Annotated in this window: 14 protein-coding genes; 8 read left to right on the forward strand and 6 right to left on the reverse strand. The window is 32.8% G+C overall.

The window, feature by feature from the left end; all coding sequences use genetic code 11:
- Window positions 1-108 precede the first annotated feature (108 nt).
- The 3 genes from ileS to C8C88_RS06440 all read left to right on the forward strand — a co-directional run bounded on the left by ileS (window position 109) and on the right by C8C88_RS06440 (window position 4,643).
- The gene (ileS, locus tag C8C88_RS06430; RefSeq protein WP_121337321.1) at window positions 109-3,567 is read left to right on the forward strand and encodes an isoleucine--tRNA ligase; all 3,459 of its coding nucleotides are present in this window, start codon (window positions 109-111) and stop codon (window positions 3,565-3,567) included.
- Window positions 3,568-3,574: 7 nt separating this feature from the next.
- On the forward strand, window positions 3,575-3,955 hold the full coding sequence (locus C8C88_RS06435) for a TraR/DksA C4-type zinc finger protein (protein ID WP_121337322.1): 381 nt from the start codon (window positions 3,575-3,577) through the stop codon (window positions 3,953-3,955).
- A gap of 85 nt (window positions 3,956-4,040) precedes the next feature.
- A complete protein-coding gene (locus tag C8C88_RS06440; protein ID WP_121337323.1) occupies window positions 4,041-4,643 on the forward strand; it encodes a lipoprotein signal peptidase in 603 nt (200 codons plus the stop codon).
- 88 nt (window positions 4,644-4,731) lie between these two features.
- Here C8C88_RS06440 and C8C88_RS06445 read toward each other — a convergent pair whose 3' ends face one another.
- From C8C88_RS06445 to radA, 4 genes are all read right to left on the reverse strand, one after another.
- On the reverse strand, window positions 4,732-5,142 hold the full coding sequence (locus tag C8C88_RS06445; protein WP_121337324.1) for a hypothetical protein: 411 nt from the start codon (window positions 5,140-5,142) through the stop codon (window positions 4,732-4,734).
- A gap of 71 nt (window positions 5,143-5,213) precedes the next feature.
- Window positions 5,214-5,624, reverse strand: coding sequence for a hypothetical protein (locus tag C8C88_RS06450; RefSeq protein WP_121337325.1), 411 nt, complete (start codon window positions 5,622-5,624; stop codon window positions 5,214-5,216).
- A 193-nt stretch (window positions 5,625-5,817) separates the two neighbouring features.
- Window positions 5,818-7,461, reverse strand: coding sequence for a carboxylesterase/lipase family protein (locus C8C88_RS06455; RefSeq protein WP_121337326.1), 1,644 nt, complete (start codon window positions 7,459-7,461; stop codon window positions 5,818-5,820).
- A gap of 24 nt (window positions 7,462-7,485) precedes the next feature.
- Complete coding sequence (gene radA, locus C8C88_RS06460) at window positions 7,486-8,847, reverse strand: DNA repair protein RadA (RefSeq protein ID WP_121337327.1); 1,362 nt, start codon at window positions 8,845-8,847, stop codon at window positions 7,486-7,488.
- Between the two features lie 241 nt (window positions 8,848-9,088).
- Here radA and C8C88_RS06465 point away from each other — a divergent pair, with 241 nt between their 5' ends.
- Together C8C88_RS06465 and C8C88_RS06470 are read left to right on the forward strand one after the other, a co-directional pair.
- Window positions 9,089-9,850: a hypothetical protein gene (locus tag C8C88_RS06465; protein WP_121337328.1), complete on the forward strand. Its 762-nt coding sequence runs from the start codon at window positions 9,089-9,091 to the stop codon at window positions 9,848-9,850.
- Window positions 9,851-9,924: 74 nt separating this feature from the next.
- Complete coding sequence (locus tag C8C88_RS06470; RefSeq protein WP_121337329.1) at window positions 9,925-10,377, forward strand: hypothetical protein; 453 nt, start codon at window positions 9,925-9,927, stop codon at window positions 10,375-10,377.
- A gap of 38 nt (window positions 10,378-10,415) precedes the next feature.
- On the opposite strand, the gene panD is transcribed toward C8C88_RS06470, so the two are convergent.
- Window positions 10,416-10,766 (reverse strand): aspartate 1-decarboxylase, encoded by a 351-nt coding sequence (gene panD / locus C8C88_RS06475; RefSeq protein ID WP_121337330.1) that lies wholly within the window; start codon window positions 10,764-10,766, stop codon window positions 10,416-10,418.
- A 14-nt stretch (window positions 10,767-10,780) separates the two neighbouring features.
- The gene (gene panC, locus C8C88_RS06480; RefSeq protein WP_121337331.1) at window positions 10,781-11,659 is read right to left on the reverse strand and encodes a pantoate--beta-alanine ligase; all 879 of its coding nucleotides are present in this window, start codon (window positions 11,657-11,659) and stop codon (window positions 10,781-10,783) included.
- Window positions 11,660-11,737: 78 nt separating this feature from the next.
- On the opposite strand from panC, the gene C8C88_RS06485 reads away from it, so the two are divergent.
- The 3 genes from C8C88_RS06485 to glmS are packed head-to-tail and all read left to right on the forward strand — an operon-like array spanning window position 11,738 to window position 16,011.
- Window positions 11,738-12,544, forward strand: coding sequence for a glycogen/starch synthase (locus C8C88_RS06485; protein ID WP_121337332.1), 807 nt, complete (start codon window positions 11,738-11,740; stop codon window positions 12,542-12,544).
- Window positions 12,545-12,564: 20 nt separating this feature from the next.
- Window positions 12,565-14,154, forward strand: a complete 1,590-nt coding sequence (locus tag C8C88_RS06490) for a DUF4270 domain-containing protein (protein ID WP_121337333.1) — start codon at window positions 12,565-12,567, stop codon at window positions 14,152-14,154.
- 9 nt (window positions 14,155-14,163) lie between these two features.
- Window positions 14,164-16,011, forward strand: coding sequence for a glutamine--fructose-6-phosphate transaminase (isomerizing) (glmS, locus tag C8C88_RS06495; RefSeq protein WP_121337334.1), 1,848 nt, complete (start codon window positions 14,164-14,166; stop codon window positions 16,009-16,011).
- The last annotated feature ends 267 nt before the right edge of the window (window positions 16,012-16,278 follow it).

A 16,278-nucleotide genomic window follows, 5' to 3' on the forward strand; every position in this document is an offset into this window, starting at 1 on the left:
TGTATTAATTGCGTAAAAAAATTACTCGTTTTTCTCTTTTTTCTTGCATCTTTTCTCTCATTTACTCAAAAATCCTTACTTTCGCACCTCGATTAAGAAAAGGATAAAATGAGTACAAAATTTACTGAATACAAAGGACTTGACTTACCAGCTACGGCATCAGAAGTTCTTGATTTTTGGAAGAAAGAAAACATATTTGAGAAAAGTGTAACCACTCGCGAAGGCAATCAGCCTTTCGTGTTTTTTGAAGGTCCGCCTTCGGCAAATGGATTGCCAGGAATACACCACGTAATGGCGCGCGCTATTAAAGATATTTTTTGTAGATATAAAACACAAAAAGGGTTCCAAGTGAAGCGTAAAGCGGGCTGGGATACTCACGGATTGCCTGTTGAGCTAGGTACCGAAAAAGAATTAGGAATTACTAAAGAAGATATTGGGAAAAGCATTTCCATTGAAGAGTATAACGAAGCCTGTAAAAAAACAGTGATGCGTTACACGGATGTGTGGAATGATTTAACTGAAAAAATGGGCTATTGGGTTGATATGGAAGATCCATATGTTACCTATAAACCTAAATATATGGAAACGGTTTGGTGGCTTTTGAAACAAATCTATAATAAAGATTTGATGTACAAAGGATATACTATTCAGCCTTATTCTCCAAAAGCAGGAACAGGTTTAAGTTCTCACGAAGTAAACCAACCAGGAAGTTATCGTGATGTAACGGATACAACCGTTGTGGCTCAATTCCTTACCCCGACCCTCTCCAAAGGAGAGGGAGACGAGACTGAAAATACAATAATAAAAGCATTCGAACTCAACTCCCTCTCCTTTGGAGAGGGTCGGGGTGAGGACTTTTATTTCTTAGCTTGGACGACAACACCTTGGACTTTGCCAAGTAATACAGCTTTGACCGTTGGGCCAAAAATTGATTATGTTTTGGTTAAAACGTTCAATCAATACACTTTCCTTCCGTCAAACGTGATTTTGGCGAAAAACTTAGTTGGAAAACAATTCGCAAAAGGATTTTTCCCAAGCTCAGAAGCTGCAGATTTTGAAAATTTCAAAGCAGGAGACAAGAAAATTCCATACCAAATCCTAGCAGAATGCAAAGGAGCGGATTTAGTTGGGATTCGTTACGAACAATTATTACCGTTTGCTTTACCATACCAAAATCAAGAGAATGCATTCAGAGTAATTTCTGGAGATTTTGTTACTACAGAAGATGGAACAGGAATTGTACATACTGCTCCAACTTTTGGTGCAGATGATGCAAAAGTAGCTAAAGAAGCTACTCCTGAAGTACCGCCAATGTTAGTTTTAGATGAAAATGGCACGCCAGTTCCGTTAGTAGATTTACAAGGAAAATTCACTTCGCACATGGGTGAATATGCTGGTAAATATGTCAAAAATGAATATTATAACGAAGGCGAAGCGCCAGAACGTTCTATAGATGTGGAACTTGCCATTCGATTAAAAGAAGAAAATAAAGCTTTCAAAGTAGAGAAATACGTGCACAGTTATCCGCATTGTTGGAGAACAGACAAGCCTATTTTATACTATCCGCTAGATTCTTGGTTTATAAAAATCACAGAAGTTAGAGATAGAATGTTTGATTTGAACGAATCAATTAACTGGAAGCCAAAAGCAACTGGTGAAGGTCGTTTTGGGAATTGGTTGAAAAATGCCAACGACTGGAATTTATCTCGTTCAAGATATTGGGGAATTCCATTACCAATTTGGAGAACTGAAGACAAACAAGAAGAAATTCTGATAGGTTCAGTTGAAGAATTATACAACGAAATTGAAAAATCTATAGCGGCAGGATTTCAAACTACGAATCCTTTTAAAGGGTTTGAAATTGGAAACATGGATGAAAGCAATTATGATTTAATTGATTTACATAAAAATGTTGTCGATGAAATTACTTTAGTTTCTGCTTCAGGTAAGCCAATGAAACGCGAGGCTGATTTGATTGACGTTTGGTTTGACTCTGGTTCAATGCCTTATGCACAATGGCATTATCCTTTTGAAAACAAAGATAAAATTGACGGAAACAAAGATTTTCCAGCTGATTTTATTGCCGAAGGAGTCGATCAAACCCGTGGTTGGTTTTATACTTTACATGCTATTGGAACTTTAGTTTTTGATAAGATTGCCTACAAAAATGTGGTTTCTAACGGATTAGTTTTGGACAAAAACGGACAAAAAATGTCCAAACGTTTAGGTAATGCGGCAGATCCATTTGAAACATTGGCAGAATATGGACCGGATGCTACGCGTTGGTACATGATTTCAAATGCAAATCCTTGGGATAATTTAAAATTTGATTTAGAAGGAATCGCTGAGGTCCGCAGAAAATTCTTTGGAACTTTATACAATACGTATTCGTTCTTTAGTTTATATGCTAATATTGATGGTTTCAAATACGATGAGGCAGAAATTCCTTTGAGTGAAAGACCAGAAATCGACCAATGGATTATTTCAGAATTGAATACTTTGATAAAAGATGTTGATAGCTACTATGCCGATTATGAGCCTACAAAAGCAGCTCGTGCTATTTCAGATTTTGTACAAGAAAATTTAAGTAATTGGTACGTTCGTTTGTGTCGTCGTCGTTTCTGGAAGGGTGATTATGCACAAGATAAAATTGCTGCTTATCAAACATTATATACGTGTTTATTAAGCATAAGTAAATTGAGTGCTCCTATTGCTCCATTTTTTATGGATAAACTTTACAGAGACTTAACACAGGCAACACAGACTGAGAAATTTGATAGTGTACATTTGGCCGAGTTTCCAAAATACGTTGAAAACTTTGTTGATAAATCTTTGGAGAGTAAAATGCAGAAAGCGCAAACTATTTCATCACTAGTTTTATCACTGCGTAAAAAGGAAATGATTAAGGTACGTCAACCCTTGCAAAAGGTAATGATTCCAGTACTTGACGAGAATCAAAGGGCAGAAATCGAAGCGGTTTCTGACTTGATAAAAGCGGAGGTAAATGTTAAGGAAATAGTACTTTTGGATGATGCTTCAGGTGTTTTAGTGAAACAGATAAAACCAAATTTCAAAGCACTTGGACCTCGTTTCGGAAAAGATATGGGTCTGATTTCCAAAGAGATACAATCTTTATCTAAAGATCAGATTAATAAGTTAGATAAGGAAGGTAGCTTAGTCATTGTTATTGCTGGAAATGATGTAACTTTAACATTAGAAGATGTTGAAATAACATCACAAGATATTGAAGGATGGTTAGTGGCAAATTCTAACGGAATTACGGTAGCTCTTGATATTACTATCAGTCCTGAATTGAAGCAAGAAGGAATTGCAAGAGAGTTAGTAAATAGAATTCAGAATATCCGTAAGGACTCAGGATTTGAAGTTACAGATAAAATAAAGGTGTATTTACAAAATAATGCTATATTGCAAGAAGCTGTAAATGCAAATGAAGATTATATTAAATCAGAAACACTTACAGAAATATTAGTTTTTGAAGAGAATATAGCAGATAGTTTAGAAATAGAATTTGACGAAATAAAAACAAGAATAGCAATCACTAAATAATTTAGTTATGGTAGATGAAATGACAAGATACTCTGATGCAGATTTAGCAGAGTTCAAAGAGATAATCCTTAAAAAAATTCAAAAAGCACAAGCAGATTTAGATTTAATCAAAAGTGCTTATATGAATGATTTGAATAATGGGACGGACGACACTTCACCTACTTTTAAAGCTTTTGAAGAAGGAAGCGAAACGATGTCGAAAGAAGCTAATTCACAATTAGCAATCCGTCAAGAGAAATTCATTCGTGATTTGAAGAATGCACTTTTCCGTGTTGAGAATAAAACCTACGGAATTTGCAAAGTAACAGGTAAATTAATCGGCAAAGAAAGATTAAAAATCGTTCCTCATGCTACAATGAGTATTGAAGCTAAAAATTTACAACGATAATCAACTTTGTTATCTAATAATTAACGCTCCGTTGGGAGCGTTTTTTTTGATTTAATTGCTATTTTTGCCCATTAAATTTTATAAAATGTCATTACGAAAAGCGTATCTCCTTATTTTTATTATATTAATTGTTGATCAAGCATCCAAAATCTATATAAAAACAAATTTTATTTTAGGTGAAGAAGTTGAGGTCTTCAAATGGTTTAAGATTCTTTTTATTGAAAATGAAGGAATGGCTTGGGGGACAAAAATCCCTGGAGTTTATGGAAAATTATTTCTTACTCTTTTTAGATTAGCGGCAGTTTCTGGTATTGGATATTGGTTGTGGGATTCTGTTGAAAGAAAACACAGTTCGAACTACTTAATTGTATCTATTGCATTAATTTTTGCAGGAGCTTTTGGTAATATAATTGACTCTGTTTTCTACGGAGTTATCTTCGATGATAGCCACCAACAATTAGCCACATTATTTGCTGAAAAGCCTTATGGAACATGGTTTCATGGTCAGGTGGTCGATTTGTTTTATTTCCCTTTTGTTAAAGACTATCCTATGCCTGATTGGGTTCCTTTTATAGGAGGAAGACCTTTTACCTTTTTTAATGCTATTTTTAACGTAGCGGACATGTCTATTTCGACAGGAGTTGGGATATTAATTTTCTTCAATAAAAAGGCGTTTCACAAACATTAATTCAATCAAATTATAACCTATAAAAAAGACCTATTTCAGTTTTGAATAGGTCTTTTTTATTTTGTGCTGTAATGGATTGAATAAAAAGTTATTGATTGTAAAAACTTTTTACTTTCGAAGCAATTTGATTTATTGTCATCTTATCCGAAGTTTCAACTGCTTTTAATTTTCCAGGAGCAATTAAATTACCGTCTTGAATTATTCGCTCTAATCTTGTTTTGGTTTCTCCAGGTCCAAAAAAATACAATTCATCAGATTTTTTTACATAGTCAAGAACTTTTTTTATAAAAAAATCAAGTTCCTCTTTTTCTCTTGCATCAAATTTACTTTCGCTGTTACTATGATGACTACCAGAAAAAGTTCCTTTATTTCCTTCCTTATTGTGATATACGCTGTTTTCTACTTCAGAATCTATTTCGGAAATTTTTTCTTTACCACCGTCAAGGGAAACAATTATTGCTTTTGAGGTGTCTATCCAAATGCCAGTTTGTTTTTTCATGTCTTTATTTTTTAAAAGTTAAAGTGAAATATTTTCAAACATTTTATGATATGGGGAGGATTGTAACTTATTTAATTGTAGTCTAGTAGGAGCATTCCCAGTTGACTTACTAAAACGTGTTCTGATTTATTTTTTCCTGAAAAAGAGGTTGCAATTGCGTTTGCTGTTTTTAGTATTAAGTCATTTACTTCTTTTGTAAATAAGCTTTTGTGTTCATTTCTGAAGCTTTTAAAATCAGAAAATACAAGTTCAGAATTCCATTTATTTGCTTCGAGCCAATCAAAAACAATTTCGATTTGGTAGGCTGTATCGTCTCCAAATTCATTAAAAGTATTTTCTAATAGTAGCCATTCGTTTTTGACAATTTCTTTAAGTTGCTCAATTTCTACTTTTTGAACAATTTTATCTACGGCTGCAATGCAATAAAATACTCTTCCTAAATGTTCGTAGAAACGAATCATTGTTTGGTGTGAAGGTTTCATTTTTTTAAACTTTAGCTAAAAAGATAACACATAAATTTACAACAAAATAATCAATCTTGTTTCTGAATTCCTGTTTTTTCTTTGAAGAATTCTAAATTTAATGAAATGTAATTATTTGGTTTTCAGTTTTAAAGAAATAAAAAAGAGGATGTCACATTAGCGGCATCCTCTTTTTTTTAACTGTTCTTAAAAATTATTTTTTCGAATATTCTTTTTCTAAAAATAAGTAACGAGCATCATTTTCTGCTTTTTTTGATTTTGATACTAAATCAATAATCATGACTTCGGGTTTTTCTTCCTCTTTTGCCATTTGCCAAACAGGAAGTTTTTCGCCATTAGGATTTCCTGTTTTAATGAAGTTAGCAAAGTAGTTCATCATTGTTTCCGAAACGCTATAATCAGCTTCTGTCCAAGCATAGTCTTTATTTCCTTCTAAATTACCCATAGCATATTCTATTTCGGCAGAGTGAACAGCTCCTTTTGGAATTGGAGTTTTCGGGGTATTTGAATTTTTTTTGATAACGCCTCCTGCAAGTCCTGCTTCTAAACTTTTGTCTCGCATTTCTGGTCTAGGATGTGCGTAATAGTACCGATATACAGGCTGAGTGCTGTTTTTTCGATGCAAATCAAACCACTTCCAAGTGCTATAAGCAATAAATCGGTCTCCTGCTAAATCAGTTGCAGATTGCTCTGTTACTTCAGGGGTTCCTACCGGATATAATTTAAGCACTTCGTCTGCTTTATTGCCATATAATTCCTTTACTTTTTGAATATAGATCTCGTTAGTTATGTCTTTTCCGGCGGTCAAAGCACGGTAAGTCATTTCTTCGGAATTCCATCCTAATAATAAAGGCACCATTGCTTGCTGTTTCGCTTCAAAAGTTTCAGGTAATGTTTTTGTTAAAAAATAGCCGTCAATTGTAGTTTTGAAAACTCCTAAACTTGTTCCTAGAGATTTTTGATACAATTCTAAAGTTGACATGGAACGAAGGTCTTTTAAAGATGGAGCTCCAATTTTTTGAGCAAATTCAAGACCTGTTTTTTCGGCTTGAGCCAAAGGAACTGGTGCTAAAGTAGGAAAAATGGAACCTCCGCTTTCGCCAATAGCTCCTGTAATAAGTCCTTTTGATAATGGAGAAGCCATTTGGGCACTTACAGCTATTGAACCTGCAGATTCACCTGCTATAGTTACGCGTTTTGGGTCGCCGCCAAATTTTGAAATATTAGCTTGTACCCATTTCAAAGCAGCGTTTTGATCTAATAGACCATAATTACCAGAGGCATGATTAGGGGATTCTTTTGTTAATTCTGGATGAGAGAAAAATCCCCAAATCCCAAGACGGTAGTTGACGGTTAAGGTTACAATGCCTTTTTTTGCCATATTTTCGCCATCATAACGGCTTTCTGAACCATCACCAGCTGCAAAACCTCCACCATAGAAATAAATTAAAACAGGAAGTTTTTCATCAGCAGATTTAGCTGGAGACCAAACGTTTAAATACAAACAATCTTCACTCATGCCGTCACTTCTGAACCCCATATCACCAAAAACATTAGATTGAATTGCTCTTGGTCCAAATTTTTTGGTTTGTTTTACGCCATTCCAATTCGTAACGGGTTGTGGAGCTTTCCATCGTAAATCACCCACAGGAGGTTGTGCAAAAGGAATGCCTTTAAAACTTTGAATGTTTGTTTTTATGTCGAATTCACCTTCGACAATTCCACTTGAAATGGTTATTTGAACGGGAAATGCATTTTGATTTTCGGCATGTTGCGCTTTCGAAAAGAAAGGAATTATCAGTAGTAGAATTTGAAGACTTAATCTTTTTAGATTCATAATATATTGGTTATTAGTTAATGGTTATTCAAACAATTCTCTTGCAACATCTTCAATTTTTGCTACTAATCTGATTTTGATTCCTGTATTTTTTAAAGATATTTTATTGTATTTCGAAACAAAAATAGTCGAGAAGCCTAGTTTTTCGGCTTCTTGAATGCGTTGATCTACTCGATTTACGGGACGAATTTCGCCAGAAAGCCCAACTTCGCCAGCAAAACAAAAATCTTTATTTACAGGAATATCTTCATTCGAGGATAAAATTGCAGCAACAACGGCTAAATCAATCGCAGGATCATCTACGGAAATTCCTCCAGTTATGTTAAGGAAAACATCTTTGGCGCCAAGCCTAAAACCAGCACGTTTTTCTAAAACTGCCAGAATCATATTCAGTCTTTTAGCATTGTAACCCGTTGTGCTTCGTTGCGGTGTTCCGTAAACGGCAGTACTTACGAGCGATTGGATTTCAAGCATTAAAGGACGCATTCCTTCCAGTGTGGAAGCAATAGCTGTTCCTGATAATTCTTCGTCTTTGTGTGAAATCAGTATTTCGGAAGGGTTTGAAACTTCGCGCAATCCATTACCCAGCATTTCGTAAATTCCAATTTCGGCTGTAGAGCCAAAGCGGTTTTTTAGCGAACGCAAAATACGATAAACATGATTTCTGTCGCCTTCAAATTGTAAAACCGTATCCACCATGTGTTCCAAAATTTTTGGTCCAGCAATGGTTCCATCTTTAGTAATGTGACCAATAAGAATTACTGGAATATTGGTTTCTTTAGCAAATTTTATCAGTTCAGCGGTCGTTTCTCGTATTTGAGAAATGCTTCCAGGAGTCGATTCAATGTAATCGGTATGAAGCGTTTGGATAGAGTCAATAATGACTATTTCGGGTTCAATAGCTTCAATTTGTTTGAAAATATTTTGAGTTTTGGTTTCGGTAAGAATATAACAATTGTCTCCACTAGGCGTGATTCTTTCGGCACGCATTTTTATCTGCTTTTGACTTTCTTCACCCGAAACGTATAAGGTTTTATACGGAAGCTTTAATGAAATTTGGAGCAAGAGAGTGCTTTTTCCTATGCCAGGTTCTCCGCCTAGTAGGATAAGCGATCCTGGAACTATTCCGCCACCAAGTACGCGATTGAGTTCGGCATCAGTAGTGTCAAGCCTGATTTCCTGAGTAGAATCAATTTCATTTATTTTCAAAGGTTTTGGGGCCTTAGAAACTATTGTTGATTCACTTTTCCAAGAAGGTTTTTCTTGTTTTTGAATAATTTCTTCGGCAATGGTGTTCCATTCTTTACACGAATTACATTGTCCTTGCCATTTGGCATATTGTGCCCCGCAATTCTGGCAGAAGAAAGAAGTTTTTATTTTTGACATTATTTTTAACTTAATTGAAATCCAAATTTAAGTTAAAGTAGGTTCAAAAAAAAGGATTGTCGTTTTTATAGTTAGTGAGAATATGTTAGTTGTGAAATATAAGTTACTTCTTATAATTTTAAAAACAGGTGTTTTTCTTACATTTGATATTGTAAAACTAATTTTGTTCAAAACAACTTACGACTGTTAAAAAAAATTCTATTATGAATATTATTATAGCTTTCAAAAATATTTAATGTCAATGATTAAAAAGCGTAGTGTTTTAAATACGAAAGTACTTTCAATTGGTTTTGGGTTAATTATAGTGCTAATAATTTCATTCTCCTTTATTGAAAATTCTAAGCAAAAAGAAATTACTAAAACTTTTCTGTACTATAGTTTTCCTGTTTTTAAATCAAATGCCACTTATTTTTTAATAAGCGATAGTATTGCTTTGATTCGTTATAAAAATTATTTATTGTATGAGTTTAAAGATTTGCAAAATTTTGAAAACGATACTGCAACTGTAAAAGAAGAGGTGAGATACAGGTATTTTTTATTCAAAAAAAATGAAAAACATGGGTTTTATTATGATTTTTTAAATGCAAAAATAAGTAAAGAAGTTAGTACAGATTCAATATTAAGTAACAGAGCTTTTTGTGGTCAATCACTTTTTACTTCATCAAAAATGAAGTTATTATCTTCTAAAAAAAGCAAATATTCTTTCAGTTTAATTGAAAAATATAAGTGCAAGACAAAAATTGATGTTACTTATCCAGACACAATGATAGTTTACTACACAAACAAAATGAAAGGCTTAGAGTTGACTTTGTCAAAAGAACTAGACTTTATAAAAAAAATGAAAGTTGTAAAGATAAGAGCGATTTATAATTCTCAATTTATAAATGGGAATCCAAATAAATTCCCTAATTACGAGTACAAATTTGAGTTAAAAGAAGATAAAGTTTCAAATCTTGAAAAATACAGACTTTTTGTTGAGAAGGAAATTAAAGCAAAATACTAATAATTTAGTTTTAATTATTTTATCAATTTAAACGATGCGGCCAACAAACGAATTTGTAATTAAAATCAAAACAAATGAAAAAAACAATATTAGTCATTGTTCTATTTGTAACAATCTGTTTAGGATGTTATTACAAATCGGTTCAAAGAAATAAAAAATTAATTTTTGATTTTGCTTATGAAATGGTTAACGTTTCAATTCCTATTAATAACGTTGTTTCAAAACATATAGAATGTGATAAAATAGGAAAAGCAATTTCTGTAATTCTTATTTCTAATTTTAGAAAAGAATATAATAAAAATCCTAAAAAAATTTATGTTTATACTTATTGTGAAGGGTTGTTAAATGGTACTGGTAAAGAAATTGAAAGTCCAAATAAATCTCAAATCTATTTTGTAGAATTTAATGATAGCTTAATTATACCAGTATTGTTAAACAATGAAGCTAAAATTGTCGCTTTTTCTTATGGGTTAAAAAAAGGAAAAGAAAATTATTTATTGAGGATTGATGGAATTAAAGAGTATTAAAAGCAAGAGGCTGAATAACTTAGCCTCTTGCATTTTTTTTAAGTCAAAGAATTATCATTCTCGTTTGGAAAAATAATCCAAGGTTTAAATGTTTTTGCTTCTTCAAAATCTAAAGTAGCATAAGAAATAATGATGATAATATCGTCTTTTTGGACTTTTCGAGCGGCAGGACCATTTAGGGTTATAGTTCCAGAATTTTTTTCGCCTTTGATGGCATAGGTTTCAAAACGTTCTCCATTATTGATGTTTACAATGGATACTTTTTCGCCTTCAATAATATTGGAAGCGTCTAGTAATGTTTCGTCAATAGTAATACTTCCGATGTAATTAAGATCGGCTCCTGTTACTTTTACTCTGTGAATTTTTGATTTTACGACTTGGATTTGCATGCTACAAAAGTAAATTAATTTAGTGAAATGGTATCAATCAAACGGATGTTATTGATAAATACAGCTATAAAAGCACGGTATTTCTTGTTTTTATTTTTCTTAAAACAAGGCAGTAGCGTTGCTTCGTCAGCGATTACAAAATATTCTAAAGAGAAAGAAGGGTTTTTTTCAAATGATTTTCGAACCCATTCCGTTACCCATTGCGCACTATTTGTTTTGAATTTTTCTTTTGCCGCCGTTAACGTTTGGTAAATTATAGCTGCTTCTGAACGTTCTTGAATTGATAAGCGCTCGTTTCGGGAACTCATAGCAAGATTATTTGCTTCTCTAAAAATGGGACAACCAATAATAGTTACGTTTAGGTTGTTTTTCGAAACCATTTTCTTGACAATTTGTAATTGCTGAAAATCTTTTTCGCCAAAATAAGCGTTTGTTGGTTCAATAATTTCAAAAAGACGTTTGACAATGGTGCCAACTCCGTTAAAATGTCCAGGTCTGAATTTGCCTTCCATTTGGTTTTCTAATCCGTCAAAGTCAAAAGATTGAGAAACAGTTTGGCCTTCATAAATGTCTTCAACTGTTGGGGCATACAAGATGATTTCTGGATTTAAAGCAGTCATTTTCTTGATGTCTTCTTCTATCGTTCGAGGATATTTTGCAAGGTCTTCAGGATTGTTAAATTGAGTAGGATTTACAAAAATACTTACTACTGTATAGTCATTTTCTTGCAATGATTTTTTCATCAAAGCGAGATGTCCTTGATGAAGAGCGCCCATAGTCGGAACAAACCCAATGGTAGAATCTCCAATTTTAATAGATTTCAAAAAGGTGATCAAAGGAGCTTTTCCGTAGAAAATGTGCATGGTGGTATTATTAAAATTAAATGCAAACATAATATTTTAGTTAATAACTGCATAAAATTTTGTAATTTTGCATGGTTTTTATTGCCAATAAATTAAGTAAATTACAATATGAAAGATAAGAGGATATTATATGTATCATCTGAAGTGGTTCCTTATCTCGCTGAAAATGAGGTTTCTTTAATGTCTTACGACGTGCCGAAAATGATAAATGATCAGGGAGGACAGATAAGAATTTTCATGCCCAGATATGGAAATATTAACGAGAGAAGACACCAATTACATGAAGTAATTAGACTTTCAGGGATGAATTTGGTAGTGAATGATTTAGATATGCCATTGATTATCAAGGTAGCTTCTATTCCTAAGGAAAGAATTCAGGTTTATTTTATTGACAATGATGAGTATTTTAAGCGTAAAGCTACATTTGCAGATGAAGAAGGCGTAATGTATCCTGACAATGATGAGCGTGCTATTTTCTTTGCAAAAGGAGTTGTAGAAACCGTTAAAAAATTAAATTGGGTTCCAGATATTATCCATGTTCATGGATGGATGGCTGCGATGTTGCCAATTTATATGAAACATTTCTATAAAAATGAGGCTTTATTTTCAGAAACAAAAATAGTTACATCAGTTTATAGTCAATCTTTTGAAGGAACATTAGATGTCGAAATGATTAATAAAGTTAAATTTGATGATGTTCCCTATGATGCTATTTCAGATTTAGAGAACCCAGATTATGAGAATATAATTAAAGCAACCGTTAAACATTCTGATGCCGTAATTATAGCTTCAGATAATCTGTCGCCAAGTTTAACAAAATTTATAGAATCTTCAGGAAAACCTTTTTTACCTTTCACACCGAAAGATAAATTCGCTGAGGCGTATACTAATTTCTACAAAACCGAAGTTCTATAAATTAAACTTTTATAATAAACATGTACAATTCTTCTTTTTTTAAGAAAATGCTATTACTAGCAGGAGTTATTTTTTTATACTCTTGTGATAAAGAATACAATGCAATTGGAGGCGATTTAATAGGTGATAACCATTTTGATCTTTTAGAATATACTTCAAATGTGATTGCTTACAACCAAAAAATTGGCCCCGTTCAATCTAATAATTTAGCGGTTAATGCACTTGGTACATATGACAATCCAGCTTTTGGTAAAACTACTGCAAATTTTGCAACACAAGTTACTTTAGCAACTGTTGATCCAACCATTGGTGAAGAGGCGGTTATTGACAGTGTATATTTAACTGTTCCCTATTTCAGTACTTTAAAAACTACAAATACAGATGGTAGCCATGTTTATGAACTTGACTCTATTTATGGTGAAAGTAAAGCTAAAATAAAATTGAGTGTTTATGAATCTGGATATTTTATGAGAGATTTGGACCCAATTGGAGGGTTTCAAGAAAGCCAAAGGTATTATACAGATCAAAATGCTGATTTTGATAATCTTAAAATTGGAAATCGTTTAAATGATTTAGCAAGTACTGCTAAAGAACAGAATGACGGATTCTTTTTTGATCCAAAAGAAATCGTTGAAACAACAACAGATGCTGCGGGTAAAGTAACAACAACAAGATCTGTTCCTGCAATGCGTTTAAAATTGAGTACTGCTTTTTTTACAAATAAAATTATAAATGCGTCATCTAGTAAATTAGTTACAAATGATGTTTTTAAAGAATATTTTAGAGGGTTGTATTTTAAAGTAGAAGATGCTGATGGAAGCACCGGAAGTATGGCGATGCTTAATTTTAAATCAGGAAAAATAACTATAAAATACAAAGCTAAAACGGCTATAACAACTGATGCTGAAGATGTAAAAGAACAGAAGTCTCTAGTTATTAATTTGTCGGGTAATACGGTAAACTTGTTGCAACAAAGTAATACGAATGTGGATTATGCAAATGCTACAAATCCGGCAAATATTAATACTACAGTTGGTGACGAAAAATTATACTTAAAAGGAGGAGAAGGCTCTATGTCAGTGATAGAACTTTTTAGCACGCCTGGTGAGTTAGAAACAATGCGAAGTAATAACTGGTTAATTAATGAAGCTAATCTTGTTTTTCATATTGATGATACAAAAATGGCGGGTAGTTATGAGCCAAATCGAATTTATTTATACGATTTGAATAATGACCGTCCAGTAGTTGATTATTATAATGATGCAACAACAAGCACGGATTCTAAAAAAGCAAAATCAGTATTCGACGGTATTATTAATAAAGAAGCTGTAACTAACGGTAGAGGTAAAACGTATAAAATTAGAATCACTAATCAGATTCGAAATCTGATTAAAAATGCAGATTCAACAAATGTTAAGTTAGGTCTTGTGGTAACAGAAGATATTGCAACAAACGTTTGGGATAAATTAAAAACAGCAAATGCTTATAGTTCTTATTTGCCAAAAGCATCAGTAATGAATCCATTAGGAACCATACTTTATGGTGGTAATGCGACTATTCCTGAAGATAAAAGGCTAAAACTTGAAATTTATTACACAAAACCTAATTAACCTAAATTTATGTGTGGAATAGTTGGATATATCGGTTATAGAGAAGCATATCCCATTGTTATTAAAGGTCTAAAAAGACTTGAATACAGAGGGTATGATAGTGCAGGCGTCATGTTATATGATGGAGAAAATCTTAAGCTTTGTAAAACTAAGGGTAAGGTTTCTGACCTTGAATTAAAAGCGGTTAAGGAAATTACGATGAATGGAACTATAGGAATTGGGCATACCCGTTGGGCTACCCATGGAGTTCCAAATGACGTAAACTCTCATCCGCATCTTTCTAATTCAGGAGATTTAGCTATAATCCACAACGGAATTATTGAAAATTATGCTCCATTAAAAGAAGAGCTTATTAAAAGAGGATATGTTTTCCATTCTGATACGGATTCTGAGGTTTTAGTAAATCTTATAGAAGAAATACAGATTAAAGAAAATTTAAAATTAGGTAAGGCTGTTCAAATAGCCTTAAATCAAGTTGTAGGTGCTTATGCGATTGCGGTTTTTGATAAAAAAACCCCAAACGAAATTGTAGCTGCCCGATTAGGAAGTCCATTAGCAATTGGTGTTGGTGAAGGGGAATATTTTATAGCATCTGATGCTTCGCCATTTATCGAATACACTTCAAATGCTATCTATCTTGAAGATGGAGAAATGGCAAATATTAGGTTGCATAAACCTATGAAAATAAGAAAAATTAAGGATGACTCTCAAGTTGACCCTTACATTCAAGAGCTCCAAATGAACTTGGAACAAATTGAAAAAGGAGGATACGATCATTTCATGTTGAAAGAGATTTATGAGCAACCTAATGTAATTAAAGATACCTATAGAGGAAGACTTCATGCTAATGAAGGTCTAATTCAAATGGCAGGTGTTGAAGATAATATTGAAAAATTTCTTCATGCTGACAGAATAATAATTGTAGCTTGTGGTACTTCATGGCATGCAGGTTTAGTAGCGGAATATATTTTTGAAGAATTTGCTAGAATCCCTGTTGAAGTTGAATATGCTTCGGAGTTCAGATATAGAAATCCAATTATAAACAGTAAAGATGTTGTAATCGCTATTTCACAATCAGGTGAAACTGCTGATACTATGGCTGCCATTAAGCTTGCAAAAGAACATGGTGCTTTTGTATTTGGTGTATGTAATGTGGTTGGGTCTTCTATTTCAAGAGAGTCACATGCTGGAGCTTATACTCATGCTGGACCAGAAATAGGGGTTGCTTCAACAAAAGCTTTTACAACTCAAATTACGGTTTTGACTATGATTGCTTTGCGTTTAGCTAAAGCAAAAGGAAGTTTGTCTAATTCGGACTTTCATATGTATTTACAGGAGCTTGAAATAATTCCTGAAAAAGTAAAAGAAGCTTTAGAGACTAATGATAGAGCTAAAGAAATTGCTGCTACTTTCAAAGATGCACCAAATTGTTTGTATCTAGGAAGAGGATATAATTTTCCAGTAGCATTAGAAGGAGCGCTTAAATTAAAAGAAATATCATATATACATGCTGAAGGATATCCTGCTGCTGAGATGAAACATGGTCCAATAGCATTAATTGATGATCAAATGCCTGTAGTGGTTATAGCGCCAAAACAAGGTCATTATGACAAAATTGTAAGTAATATTCAAGAAATAAAATCCAGAAGTGGAAGAATTATTGCTGTGGTTACTAAAGGAGATACTCAAGTTAGAGATCTAGCTGATTATGTTATTGAAATACCAGAAACATCAGATGCTTTGTCACCATTAATAACAACAATTCCGTTGCAGTTATTATCATACCATATTGCTGTGATGAGAGGTTGTAATGTTGATCAACCAAGAAACTTAGCAAAATCAGTTACAGTTGAATAAATAATTGTTTCTAATTATATAAATTAAAAAAGCGAGATTTAGGTCTCGCTTTTTTTGTTATAAAAATTTTATAAAAACGGTATTTTGTTGTGATTAATTCAAATTTTTAAAGTATTTAGTATGTGCGCATACTATTTTTTTGTAGATGTAACGAATTTATTGTCAAAAGTTTAAAAAATAAAAATATTGATTAATTAGAAATAGCGTAATTATGTTATTAATTATTAAATTATTTGATATTTTTTTTGCTAATAGCAAATAAATATT

It is taken from the genome of Flavobacterium sp. 123, from assembly GCF_003634825.1.
Taxonomy (GTDB): domain Bacteria; phylum Bacteroidota; class Bacteroidia; order Flavobacteriales; family Flavobacteriaceae; genus Flavobacterium.